12 protein-coding genes and 2 pseudogenes are annotated in these 11,667 nt (G+C 40.9%); 5 read left to right on the forward strand and 9 right to left on the reverse strand.

Going from position 1 to position 11,667, the window contains the following annotated elements; translation table 11 throughout:
- Nucleotides 1-6: 6 nt before the first annotated feature.
- Complete coding sequence (locus V7K61_RS22260; protein WP_335056579.1) at nucleotides 7-1,050, forward strand: glycerate kinase; 1,044 nt, start codon at nucleotides 7-9, stop codon at nucleotides 1,048-1,050.
- A 127-nt stretch (nucleotides 1,051-1,177) separates the two neighbouring features.
- On the opposite strand, the pseudogene V7K61_RS22265 reads toward V7K61_RS22260, so the two are convergent.
- From V7K61_RS22265 to V7K61_RS22280, 4 genes and pseudogenes are all read right to left on the reverse strand, one after another.
- Nucleotides 1,178-1,408 (reverse strand): annotated as a pseudogene (locus V7K61_RS22265) (Uma2 family endonuclease); the annotation flags it as partial.
- 136 nt (nucleotides 1,409-1,544) lie between these two features.
- Nucleotides 1,545-2,180: a restriction endonuclease subunit R gene (locus V7K61_RS22270; protein ID WP_335056581.1), complete on the reverse strand. Its 636-nt coding sequence runs from the start codon at nucleotides 2,178-2,180 to the stop codon at nucleotides 1,545-1,547.
- 109 nt (nucleotides 2,181-2,289) lie between these two features.
- On the reverse strand, nucleotides 2,290-2,427 hold the full coding sequence (locus V7K61_RS22275; protein WP_335056583.1) for a hypothetical protein: 138 nt from the start codon (nucleotides 2,425-2,427) through the stop codon (nucleotides 2,290-2,292).
- Nucleotides 2,428-2,883: 456 nt separating this feature from the next.
- Nucleotides 2,884-4,374: an ABC transporter permease subunit gene (locus tag V7K61_RS22280; protein ID WP_335056585.1), complete on the reverse strand. Its 1,491-nt coding sequence runs from the start codon at nucleotides 4,372-4,374 to the stop codon at nucleotides 2,884-2,886.
- Nucleotides 4,375-4,462: 88 nt separating this feature from the next.
- On the opposite strand from V7K61_RS22280, the gene V7K61_RS22285 reads away from it, so the two are divergent.
- On the forward strand, nucleotides 4,463-5,218 hold the full coding sequence (locus tag V7K61_RS22285; protein WP_335056587.1) for an amino acid ABC transporter ATP-binding protein: 756 nt from the start codon (nucleotides 4,463-4,465) through the stop codon (nucleotides 5,216-5,218).
- A 151-nt stretch (nucleotides 5,219-5,369) separates the two neighbouring features.
- On the opposite strand, the gene V7K61_RS22290 is transcribed toward V7K61_RS22285, so the two are convergent.
- Together V7K61_RS22290 and lipB are read right to left on the reverse strand one after the other, a co-directional pair.
- Nucleotides 5,370-5,570, reverse strand: a complete 201-nt coding sequence (locus tag V7K61_RS22290; RefSeq protein WP_094348136.1) for a hypothetical protein — start codon at nucleotides 5,568-5,570, stop codon at nucleotides 5,370-5,372.
- A 265-nt stretch (nucleotides 5,571-5,835) separates the two neighbouring features.
- Nucleotides 5,836-6,570 carry a lipoyl(octanoyl) transferase LipB gene (lipB, locus tag V7K61_RS22295; protein WP_335056589.1) on the reverse strand — a complete coding sequence of 245 codons (735 nt, stop codon included), beginning with the start codon at nucleotides 6,568-6,570 and terminating at the stop codon, nucleotides 5,836-5,838.
- 619 nt (nucleotides 6,571-7,189) lie between these two features.
- On the opposite strand from lipB, the gene hpf reads away from it, so the two are divergent.
- Entirely contained in the window at nucleotides 7,190-7,837 is a 648-nt protein-coding gene (hpf, locus tag V7K61_RS22300; RefSeq protein WP_094348138.1) for a ribosome hibernation-promoting factor, HPF/YfiA family, read from the forward strand.
- 338 nt (nucleotides 7,838-8,175) lie between these two features.
- Here hpf and V7K61_RS22305 read toward each other — a convergent pair whose 3' ends face one another.
- Entirely contained in the window at nucleotides 8,176-8,874 is a 699-nt protein-coding gene (locus V7K61_RS22305) for a DUF305 domain-containing protein (RefSeq protein ID WP_335056591.1), read from the reverse strand.
- A gap of 56 nt (nucleotides 8,875-8,930) precedes the next feature.
- On the opposite strand from V7K61_RS22305, the gene V7K61_RS34200 reads away from it, so the two are divergent.
- Together V7K61_RS34200 and V7K61_RS22310 are read left to right on the forward strand one after the other, a co-directional pair.
- Complete coding sequence (locus tag V7K61_RS34200) at nucleotides 8,931-9,059, forward strand: biliverdin-producing heme oxygenase (RefSeq protein ID WP_442936351.1); 129 nt, start codon at nucleotides 8,931-8,933, stop codon at nucleotides 9,057-9,059.
- Nucleotides 9,060-9,285: 226 nt separating this feature from the next.
- A complete protein-coding gene (locus V7K61_RS22310) occupies nucleotides 9,286-10,860 on the forward strand; it encodes an adenosine deaminase (RefSeq protein WP_335056592.1) in 1,575 nt (524 codons plus the stop codon).
- A gap of 269 nt (nucleotides 10,861-11,129) precedes the next feature.
- Here the strand turns inward: V7K61_RS22310 and V7K61_RS34205 are convergent.
- Both V7K61_RS34205 and V7K61_RS22315 read right to left on the reverse strand, forming a co-directional pair.
- Nucleotides 11,130-11,210, reverse strand: a pseudogene (locus tag V7K61_RS34205) (DUF2949 domain-containing protein); the annotation flags it as partial.
- Between the two features lie 155 nt (nucleotides 11,211-11,365).
- Nucleotides 11,366-11,557: a hypothetical protein gene (locus V7K61_RS22315; protein WP_099099305.1), complete on the reverse strand. Its 192-nt coding sequence runs from the start codon at nucleotides 11,555-11,557 to the stop codon at nucleotides 11,366-11,368.
- Nucleotides 11,558-11,667 lie beyond the last annotated feature (110 nt).

Consider the following 11,667-nt stretch of genomic DNA (forward strand, 5'->3'; position numbering starts at 1 on the left):
GAATTTATGAATTTGTGGCTGAGTGTTTTAGCAAGCAATGGGGTGGGGGAAACTTGGAAGCAGGAAGCAAGAGAAGCAGCGCTGGCAGATCGGTTAAGGGCAAAAGCTTTTGGGATCGCGCCGGAAAATGTTGATGAAACGATCGAAAGGCGATCGCATTTACTAAAATCTGTCTTTCCAGCTTTTAGCGAATTCTGTAAAGCTACTCTCCAAGTACAACCCCAGGAAATGTTACAGGTATTGTGGGACTTGTGGCTGCCTTTGGGGATTAAACTAGCATCGCAGCGCCAACAGTTGGGACGCCCACTGATTCAAGGCATATTGGGAGGACAAGGTACTGGTAAAACCACAATGTCCAAAATTCTCATTTTGATTCTCGATCATTTGGGATACAGGACTGTGAGTTTATCTTTGGATGACTTATATAAAACTTACAGCGATCGCTTGCTTTTGAAACAGCAAGATCCCCGCTTAATTTGGCGGGGCCCACCAGGAACCCATGATATAGACTTAGGCTTAAATGTACTAGATCAAATCCGTGAGTTGCAAAGCCCAGTAATGCTTCCCCGCTTTGATAAATCAGCTTTTGGAGGTGCTGGCGATCGCACTACTTCCGAAATGGTGGCGGATGTAGATATTGTACTATTTGAAGGTTGGTTTGTGGGTGTGCGACCAATCGAACCAGATGTATTTGATACTGCGCCACCGCCAATTGTCACAGATGAAGATAGAGCATTCGCCCGTGAGATGAATCTTCGCCTCCACGATTATTTACCACTGTGGGAGCGATTGGACAGTTTAATTGTGCTGTATCCCATCGATTACCGCTGTTCTTTGGAGTGGCGTAAACAGGCGGAACAACAGATGATTGCTGCGGGGAAATCAGGGATGAGTAATGCAGATATAGAGCAATTTGTCAATTATTTTTGGCGATCGCTTCACCCGGAATTATTCATCAAACCGTTGGTAAGAGATGCAACAGTGGTTGATATGGTGATTGAGATTCATCCCGATCATAGCTTTGGTCAAGTATATTGCGATCGGGCTTAGGGCGTTAGTTCTCAAGCAAATCAGCTAAAAACATTATAATTTGCTGAAAGCGTGATTTATCCTACTCCTTAGACCAAAAATGCCAGAGGTATAATTAGAGAAGTTATAAAAAGCTCTCTCGGTAATTTTAACTACTTGGGAAACCTCCAGCTTGAAAAATCTGTTCGGCGGTTAAATTCAATTCTGGGAAAGTAGGCGAGACTATGCGATCTGTACCTCTAAATTGAGTAACTTGGTATTCACCATCGATTAGTTGATAAATAGACATAGTAGGCTATTTGGGGTTGCCAGTGAACTTTTTAGCGCCTAAACCGAGATAATCTACAACCCAATATTCAGGAATTCCAATACCTTCATACTTACCTTCCTAACCCCCCTTTTTAAGGGGGGAACCGGAATCAAAGTCCCCCTTTTTAAGGGGGATTTAGGGGGATCTAAAACTTTTTGCTACCGATAGGAGGACTTTTCAAACATCCTCTTAGTCATCAATACTTTTAAAGCTGACAAATTGCTTTTAAAACTTGTAGCAACTGACTTGAACGCTCTCTTTCCATTAAATTTAATTCTGGCAACAGATAATAAATCGGGGGATTTCCTTGTTCGATATAGACAAACTGATAACTTCTACCATTAGTCGCTAATCCCCAAACTGATTTTTGATTATCTAAATTTTTATAAGCATAAGTGAGTAACTGAGGCAAACCTGTTGATATATCAATCTGACTATTTTTAGATTCAATTAACAGTACCCAAAAATATGTTTTAGGCTTTGTATGTTTAGCTTTACTAATAGCTAAAATATCAAATCTGCCTTTAATTCTGATATCTTCATCTTCAACTTCAATATCAGCAATATTCTCTTCCAAAACAATCTCGATAGGATAGCGATAAAAGCCAGCTAATCTTAGTAAAGGTGCAACTGCAAGAAACTTTACCTGGCCTTCAGAAACTTTACCTGCTGTCAGGTAGCGTCGAAAGTCATTTCTAATTTGCAGAAGTTCCTGCTGTTCTGCTTCCGCGAGAGGTTCCAGAGATAAGTAGTTAGAAAATGAGTCACTGTACTGTTCTTCAAAGCTAAACAGACGCTGAACTTCTTCTAAAGATAAATTACGAGCATTGAGAATTGTCATATATTTTTGGTTGATTCGGCCACAACTCAATCCAAATTCCTTATATAAAACCTATCTTAATCCCTGGCTGATTACATAAAATACGAATCGGTAGCACAATTGTGCTATCCTACCGTGATAAAAAATCTAGCTTCATGAGCAAACTTTCTGTACTAGCAATAAATGCGATCGCGATCGCATCTAGCAAAATTGGTGCCTGAATTAGGCGTGGTAAGCTGGCAAGTGTTGGTAGATGCCGGTACTTCACTAGTCAATGAGGATTTGTCTATGATTGCTTTCAAATTTCTCATTTGCTTCTCCTCTAATGAAAAGTTTTTAATTTTTGGCTGACAAGGTGAACTGTTACAATGCAGCCGAAACTAGACTTGCATTGAATAGTTCAAACCTATTTACTGAGTTTTAATTACAACGTAACTTTACTGCCATACTCAGCCGTCAAATAGCAAGCACGAAATCATTAAGTTAAATTGACTTACGGTTATAGTTACTATTTACATTTCTTAATGATTACAAGTACATGATAACAATAGTGTTATCTGATTGATATTACATAACTTTTTTATTGGATTCGCCGCAAAATATTAATTAAAATTAAACAATAAATTATAATTGCTATAAAAAAGGTATGATTTTGTTCTTTTCATTTAATTAAATATATTTATTATCATTCTCTGGATTTTGGGAAATTATTTTGGAAAGTCTCTTAGCGCTTGATAGGATTCATCCAAGCTTCTAATCGGCTAAATGCCTGGGAAGAAAGTAGCGTCAAACATAAATAAACCACCGATACACCTGCGTAAATCTCAAAGGCGCGATAGTTGTCAGCAACAATTAACTGTCCTTTACGTACTAATTCTTCAAACCCAATCACAGAAACTAAGCTAGTATCTTTCAACAAACTGATAAACTCATTCCCCAAAGGTGGAATCATCCGCCGGAAAGCTTGGGGAAAAATTACATAACTCATAGTTTGCACAGAACTTAAACCTAATGATTTTGCTGCTTCTGCTTGTCCTGGTTCAATTGATTGAATTCCAGCACGAACAATTTCGGCAATGTATGCAGCGCTATTCAAACTTAAGGCAATTACCCCAGCACTTAGACGATCGAAAGAAAATGTCCAACCAAATTCTTGTAAAATTGCTGGTAAACCAAAGTAAATCATAAAAATTTGTACCAGCAAAGGCGTTCCTCGAAAAAAATCTACATACGCCCTGGCCAACCAACGCACAGGTGCAATATGAGAAAGGCGAACAATACCAATTAAGGAACCGCCAATTAAACCAAATACTACCGAAAGTATCGTCAACTGCAACGTTATCAATGCACCCTGTAATAGACTAGGAAAAGCCTGTAAAACCACGCTAATTGAAGTTAATATTTTAGGTGCGCCAGCGTTAATTTGATTCTCAAATGGTGATTTAGCTGGTAGTGATGGTGGTTCAACTTTAAACCATTTCTGGTAAATTTGGGTATAAGTGCCATTTTTCAGCACCCTATCCAAGCCATCATTTATCAATGTCAAATTCGGCGAGTTTTTAGGTGTAGCAATTCCATAAAACTCTTCCGTCAGCAATTTCTCTACTACTTTAATTCCCTGAAGATTGCCCGTATTAATAGCATATACAGTCATAGGTGCATCATTAATTACTGCATCCACATTGCCATTGAGCAATTCTTGCAAAGCTACGGGCGCAGAATCAAAGCTGCGAATTTGCACTCCTGGAATACTCTTAGCCTTTGCAGCCCCGGTTGTACCAATTTGTACAGCAATTTTCTTATTTTTAAGACTGTCAAAACCAGTAATATCTTGATTGTCTGCGCGAATTGCGATCGCTAATCCAGCCTTAAAATAAGGACGGGAAAAAGAAATCGTCTTCGCCCTCTCCTCTGTAATTGTGATGGAACTAATCGCAGCATCTACCGTTTTGGCTGCTAAAGCTGAGATCATGCCATCAAAAGGAATACTTTGAAGATTTAATTTGAAGTTAGCAGAGGAAGCGATCGCATTCATTAAATCAATCGAAAAACCTTGTAACTCACCACTTTTTTTCTGAAACTCAAAAGGTGGAAACGTCGGATCTGTAACAACCCGCAGAGTTTTACCCGCGCTAGGGTTCATAACACAGCCAGCCAGTAACAAACAGCTAAAACCTACAACCACACACCAGCGCCCAAAACCAAATTTAACCATATTATTTTCTCTCCCTCTCTGCGCTCTCTGCGCCTCTGCGGTTCGTTAAAAACCTTACAATCAACTTTAGAGCAGCTTGATACAAGTAATGAACAATACCATCCCCGCGATTATTTTTGACAATATCGAAAAAAACTTTGGTTCCCTAAAAGTCCTCAAAGGGATTACCGGCGAAATCAACCGGGGAGAAGTCGTTGCAGTTATCGGTTCCTCCGGCTGTGGTAAAAGTACCCTATTACGCTGCTTCAACCGCCTAGAAACCATTGACAAAGGGCGTTTAATCATCAACGGAATCAACTTATCTAGGCCCACTGTCAACTATAGCCAACTGCGGCAACTACGAACACAAGTAGGCATGGTTTTCCAACAGTTCAACCTGTTTCCTCATCTCAGTGTCTTAGAAAATATGACACTCGCACTGCGTAAAGTCTTGGGTAAAACACCAAAAGAAAGCGCCCAAATAGCGAGATTATATTTAGAAAAAGTTGGTTTATCTGACAAAGCCTCTGCTTATCCCGAACAACTTTCTGGCGGACAAAAGCAACGAGTAGCGATCGCTCGTAGTTTATGTATGAATCCCCAAATCATGCTATTTGACGAACCCACCAGCGCCCTAGATCCCGAACTTGTCGGCGAAGTTCTGCAAGTGATGCAGCAATTAGCCACAGAAGGCATGACAATGGTAGTTGTCACCCATGAAATGCAGTTTGCCAAAGAAGTAGCCCATCAAGTTATATTTTTAGACAAAGGTATTGTGACAGAACAAGGCCCAGCCTATGAAGTACTGACCAATCCCCAAAGCGATCGCCTACGTATTTTCCTAAGTCGCCTCAACGTTAGATAGTTAAGAGTTAGGAGTTAGGAGTTAGGAGTTAGGAGTTATAAATTAAAGGCTTCTTTTGCACTCATCACGGGCTAAACACTCCGCTACCACTAACATCACTCATCCCTCAGCACTCAGCACTCAGCACTCAGCACTCAGCACTCAGCACTCTTTAAAGATACTCGCGCAAAAAATCAAAGGGATCGTCTTCCCAACAAGGTTCAGGTATTAGCCAAAATAAACTACCGCTGATGTCAGCTTCAATTTCATCACCGTCGTCTCTATCAAATAGTTCTATCAAAGCTGTCCAATCACGTTCTCTGAGAGATGTTATCGATGGGGCATATACCTGGAGATTATTGGAGTAATTCACGCGCAAAGTTGTGCTTAACAGCCGTAAAAAGTTAGTATAAAAATTTAGAAATAATCAGATTCTAGCTTTGACAACCGCAGTTATACCAATTCCAAATTCAAAAAGTCTGATTTAATCTGGCTTCTCAGGTTTGTATCTATCACATTCTTTTTTCAAACAGGTATTAAATAGTTATTTTGATACTATTTAATATGGACTACTCTCATAAGTGTCTCACAATTTAAATAGGACTGCTATAGTATTTATTACATATTACAAGCTGAATTTACTCAGACTGGAAAAATCCTTGAGGCTGAGATTCTACTAATTCCACGCCAAAGACTTCCGCAAAAGATTCTGCTATGTAAAAACGCACTTCTTGGCAGGTGATACCTGGAATCCATTCGGCTAAACTGCCTACAGGTTTGTCAGAAATACCGCAGGGTACAATGCGCTCAAAGCCTGTCATATCTGGACAAACATTTAACGCAAAGCCGTGCATAGTAATCCAACGGCTGACTTTAATACCAATTGCTGCAACTTTTCGCCCTTGCAACCAAACGCCAGTAAAAGCCGGAATTCTTTCTCCTTGCAATCCATAAATTGCCAATACACGAATTATTACTTCTTCGAGTTGCCGTAAGTACCAATGGAGGTCTTTGCGATAACGTTGCAGATTTAAAATTGGATAGCCCACCAGTTGACCGGGACAATGGTAAGTAACCTCGCCGCCTCGTTCAACTCGATGCACATCATACTCACTGTTTACCCTGAGCGAAGCCGTTCGCGCAGCGTCTCGTAGAGAAGGGTCAATATCAAATTTGAGAAAGTCTGAGTTGCTTCCTTGTCCCAAAGTATAGACAGCAGGATGTTCTAGCAAAATTAATACGTCATCTAGACTTGGGTCATGAATGCGCTCAGTTAGAAGCGATCGCTGCCATCCATGAGCTTCCAAGTAAGGCATTAATCCTTTATTATACAGCAAACAAATATTTTTGTGTGGTTCCCTACTATGGATCATGCCAAAATTCAACCGTATAAAGAACTAAATATATTTCAAGTTACAGGATTAGAATCAACAATTGTCAAGCTTTGCAAAGGATTTTAAAGGAAAGTCAAGGGAAGATGCATTAGAAAATACAAAGTGCTAGCTTGAATATACAACCTCAATAGGTTTTAGGAGGAATTCTCTGCAATAAGCATTATGCCAAGACAATAAGGAAGAATGTACTGGCTGATGACTTTAATATCATTGTTTGCATTTCAAACAGAATCAAACTTCCACAAAGCCTTGTATTCTTGAGCAACAGCAAGCAAACCTCAATCGAACACAGAAGGAGCAACTATCAACAGTTCTGTAAGCATTCCTTTAAAGGAAAAGGTAGTCATAGGAGCTAAATTAGATTTCCTCACTCAATAGTGCTAATTGGATATACAATTAGACATCAGCGCAGAGATGAGGAAGTAAATCAAGGCTATACTTGACAATTCCTCAGATGCAGCAAGCTGAGAGATAGCTTAACAGCAGTAAATACAATATAGTTCACAATTTGTTTTGGCGGGAGTAATAAACCTTACCGCAATTTCTTTTCATACAAAGCAAATTCACACATCCAAAATATTCAGCGGGAGAGTATTACATGAAGCTTGTCATCCACGGCAAAAATATTGAAATCACCGATGCGATTCGTGAGTATGTACATCAAAAGATTGAAAAAGCAGTTAGTCACTTTCAAAGCATTACAAATGAAGTGGATGTGCATCTTAGCGTCGCTCGGAATCCCCGAATTAATCCAAGACAAGCAGCTGAAGTAACTATTTATGCTAATGGTAGCGTTATTCGTGCCGAGGAAAGCAGCGAAAGTCTATATGCCAGCATTGACTTAGTTGCAGATAAAATTGCTCGTCAACTGCGGAAATATAAAGAACGGCGTCAAGACCAGAAAACTCATGCTCTACCAACAGAAGTAGTTGTTGCAGAGTCGATAGTAACAGATTTAATTGGCGATCGCACCCCCGAATTGCCCAACGAAGTCGTCCGCACCAAATATTTTTCCATGCCGCCGATGACTGTTGCAGAAGCCCTAGAACAACTGCAACTCGTAGGACACGACTTTTATATGTTCCATAATTCTGAAACTGGAGAGATTAATGTAATTTACGAACGTAACCACGGCGGTTATGGCGTCATCCATCCCCGCAATGGTAACGGACATACTAACGGCAAAAATGGCAAGGCAAGCCATACTAATATAGTCATGCCAGAAAAGTCCCATTCTAGTAAATAGGCACTGGGAATAGGGAGATGAGGGGAGCAGCACTTCGGCTCCCTTCCCTACGGGACGCTACGCGTAGCTTGCTTCCCCGGAGGGGTAAGGTACGCTTAATTGCCGAACCCAAATCTGGCTCATCTTCGACTAGCAGGACTCGCATATTATCTATTAAAACTAAAACGCTCATCTACTTTTTTGGCATCAATCTCTACAAGCATTTTCACTTGATATTGACCTGAAGACTTTATCACGAATTACGTTAGCGCAGCGTTAGCGACGCAGGAGCGTCATTACGAATTACGAATTACGAATTACGAATTACGAATTACGAATTACGAATTACGAATTACGAATTACTTGTTGTACCAAGCTTTTCGCCACTGTTGCATTTGTTTAATCTCTATATCTTGGGCTTTGATAATTTCTTGGGCTAATTTCTTGATTTCAGGGCGTTTAGACTTACTTAAGGTATCTTTTCCCATTGTTACAGCCCCTTCGTGGTGAGGAATCATCGCATTGATAAAGCGCAAATCAAATTCAGCATCAGCTGCACCTAAGTCTTGACTCATCATCATAGTTTGCATCTGGTCAGACGACATCTCCATCATGTGACCCATTTGGCTGTTGTAAGCCATTGGTTTATCTCCCGCCTTGGGATACCAAGCTTGTCGCCACTGCTTCATCTGAGTGATTTCTTGGTTTTGCGATTTGATAATATTGTCTGCTAATTTTTTGATTTCAGGACGTTTTGATTTCTGCTGCGCAACATTCGCCATTTCCACAGCCCCTTGATGGTGCGGTATCATAGCGTCAATAAATCGTAAATCAAAATTAGCATCGGCTGGGCCTAAATCCATTCCCATGCTGTGATTTGTCATGCCACCACCGTGGTTCATCATCTGCTTGTCTTTAGTATTGGTGGCGGTTTCCTTTGGCGCTTGGCTTTGGTTCTGGGAAGCAGTACTAGTACAGCCTGTAATTAACCCACCGGCTGAAGCGATCGCAGTAAAAGTTAGCGCTAAAAAGCCATTCCTTAAAAATAGCAGTTGCATAAATCTTACCTAATATATTTCTAATTCTAATGATCTAATGATCTAATGAAATTTAGATGAAATCTAAAGATCCCCGACAACTTGTTTTTACAAAGTCGGGGATCTTGTTTCTTATTGCACTGATTGCTCATGCCTATACTCGCTACATGGGAGATTTATCAGGTTTACTACTGTTCACGCAGTAGCATTGCTGGCTCCTTGGTTTTCTCCTGGGGTGCATTGGGTATAGCTATGTTTCTACCTGGCTATTTGGCAGCATCGCAGTTTGTTTACTGGACTAAATAAAATTAATTAATACGTATCTATCTTAGGTTATAGTTTATCTAGCTTATAAAGATTGATAGTTGATGGTTTTGAACAGCATGATAACTATACTCATACTGGCCATGTTTTACAAAAAAATAAATCTATATGCATAGACGAGCGCCCTTATATTATTTCTTTTTAGGAGTATTAACGAGTTCTAGCTGTTTGGTCTTCAGTGTAGCAGCCCAAGTCCCATCTAATTCGCAGCAGTCCTCGACTCGGAATGAAGCTGAAACTGCTAGTTGGTTTGAAGCCCATCGCACACAGCCAGCGGCTTTACGAGCATTTGTACAGCGAATGCCGAAGGGTGGAGATATCCACAGTCATCTAAGCGGGGCTGTGTACGCAGAAAAATATCTGGAGTGGGCTGCCACCGATGGGTATTGTGTGAATCCAAAAGCGGGGGCTTTAGTTGAACCTAAGGCTTGCGGTCAGGACAGTAGCTATTTTCCAGCCTCAGAATTGTTAAACCGAACATCTGTTTATGATTCCCTAATAAATCGTTGGTCTACTCGTAACCTCCAATTTGCTGGAAAATCAGGACACGACCAATTTTTTGAAGCTTTTAGTGGTTTTGGGCCAATATCAGACTCTATGAGCCGTCGGGATGATATGGTCGCGTCAGTAGCAAATCGGGCAGCTTCGCAGCATATTACCTATCTAGAGTTAATGCTTACCGTTCAAGGCAGTGAGGTTCGACAGCTAGGGCGTGAAGTTGGTTGGAATAAAGATTTGCAAGAGATGCACCGTCAATTGCTCAAACGAGGATTAACCAAGCTAGTGACACTCGGCAACCAGCAATTTGCACAGTTGGAGCGCGAAGTCTCGAAAACACTCGGTTGCGGCACTCCATCGGCACAGCCTGGATGTGCAGTGACGGTGCGCTATTTGCAGCAAACGACAAGAACAAAGTCGCCCGTTGAAGTGTTTGCTCAGTTAGCTTATGCCTTTGCACTAGATTCATCAGATTCGCGGGTAGTTGGCATCAATCTTGTCGCCCCAGAAGACAACCCGATTGCACTGCGCGACTACACCCTGCAAATGCAAATGCTGCAATTTTTCAAACGCCAATATCCCAATGTCAAGGTCGCGCTCCATGCCGGAGAGTTAACTCTGGGGTTGGTGACCACAGAGGATTTACGTTTTCATATTCGGCAAGCTGTAGAAGTGGCACAGGCATCTCACATCGGACATGGTGTGGATATTCTTTTTGAGGAGCGTCCCTTCGAGTTGATGGAGCAAATGCGGCGACGTGGCGTGTTAGTCGAAATCTGCCTGACCAGTAATGAAGTCATTTTGAATGTCCAGGGAGATCAGCATCCTTTTAGGGAGTATTGGAAGGCTGGAGTACCAATGACCCTTGCTTCTGATGATGAAGGCATTTCCCGCATCGATTTGAGTAATGAGTATTTGTTAGCAGCAACGAGATATGGGCTGGGATATAAAGACCTCAAGCGACTGGCTCGCAATGGCTTAGAATATAGTTTCGCTCCGGGAAATAGTCTCTGGAAGTCGTCTGAGTTTAAGGCAATGGTTCCAGCTTGTGCAAGCGATACCCCTGGTGAAACCTCTGTTTCTCAAGGGTGCAGTGCCTTTTTGAACAAAAGCGATCGCGCCCGGATTCAATGGCAGCTAGAGTCAGAATTTGCTCGGTTTGAGTCATTGCAGAACTGGCTTTGATTGACTTTCACGAAAAATGTAGAGCAACGAATTATTTGACCACAGGGACACATATCATGTCCACATAATTTAGTTATGCTAACCACTGTCATTACACCCCACCCCCAACCTCTCCCCGCTTGCGGGGAGGGGAGACAAAGCGTAGCTTTGGCGGGGTGGGGTTCTGCGGGTTTAATAAGCAATCAAGCGGATATGATATTAGAAGTCAAGTTTTTCATACCTGCAAGCTTTACTGCAAACAATACCTTTGCCAAAATTTTTCTAGGCTCTTATTTTGGCAAAGGTATTGGTTGAGTAACAGTTATTAGCCCATACTGCCAAAGAACCATAGGCAACAAACTTGGAGTTTGCTCAACCTAACATAAAGCCAAGCTAATAGTAGCAGCAGGAATTGCCGACTACTCTAGTAAAAAGTTAATTAATTTCGTGTATTTTCTAGATTCCATAATAAAAATACGCAAAAAATTTGAGGAACTTGTGAGGAAGCGCAAGATTATCTCTTCAATCAAACATCAACATTTATCTGTTCTATCTGTCTAGCGGCTTTATCCCAAAGCTTTGCTGAAGTCTCATCTTGCCAATGAGTTCTCAGATTTTCCGCTTTTTTATGACATATTCGCTCTAACATTTCTAATATTGCGGATAATGTCAATTTATTAATTAATGATTCTAAAATCTCCATATATTCTTTTTGCATGATACTTACCTCCTTAAGGTCAACTGATATATGCTGACAAAACTAATGTGCCCTCAAACTATAAATATAAATTAAGATTTGTTGCAGAGCGTGACTAATATTTTGCCAGT

The sequence above is a fragment of the Nostoc sp. genome (genome assembly GCF_036918015.1).
Classification (GTDB): Bacteria; Cyanobacteriota; Cyanobacteriia; order Cyanobacteriales; family Nostocaceae; genus Nostoc.

Bases quoted from the DNA above. Each gene is read 5' to 3' on its own strand.
- V7K61_RS22270 (WP_335056581.1), bottom strand. From the start codon at position 2,180: ATGACAATTCTCAATGCTCGTAATTTATCTTTAGAAGAAGTTCAGCGT.
- V7K61_RS22305 (WP_335056591.1), bottom strand. From the start codon at position 8,874: ATGCAACTGCTATTTTTAAGGAATGGCTTTTTAGCGCTAACTTTTACT.
- V7K61_RS22260 (WP_335056579.1), top strand. From the start codon at position 7: ATGAATTTGTGGCTGAGTGTTTTAGCAAGCAATGGGGTGGGGGAAACT.
- V7K61_RS22280 (WP_335056585.1), bottom strand. From the start codon at position 4,374: ATGGTTAAATTTGGTTTTGGGCGCTGGTGTGTGGTTGTAGGTTTTAGC.
- V7K61_RS22285 (WP_335056587.1), top strand. From the start codon at position 4,463: ATGAACAATACCATCCCCGCGATTATTTTTGACAATATCGAAAAAAAC.
- V7K61_RS34200 (WP_442936351.1), top strand. From the start codon at position 8,931: ATGAAATCTAAAGATCCCCGACAACTTGTTTTTACAAAGTCGGGGATC.
- hpf (WP_094348138.1), top strand. From the start codon at position 7,190: ATGAAGCTTGTCATCCACGGCAAAAATATTGAAATCACCGATGCGATT.
- V7K61_RS22310 (WP_335056592.1), top strand. From the start codon at position 9,286: ATGCATAGACGAGCGCCCTTATATTATTTCTTTTTAGGAGTATTAACG.
- lipB (WP_335056589.1), bottom strand. From the start codon at position 6,570: ATGATCCATAGTAGGGAACCACACAAAAATATTTGTTTGCTGTATAAT.
- V7K61_RS22315 (WP_099099305.1), bottom strand. From the start codon at position 11,557: ATGCAAAAAGAATATATGGAGATTTTAGAATCATTAATTAATAAATTG.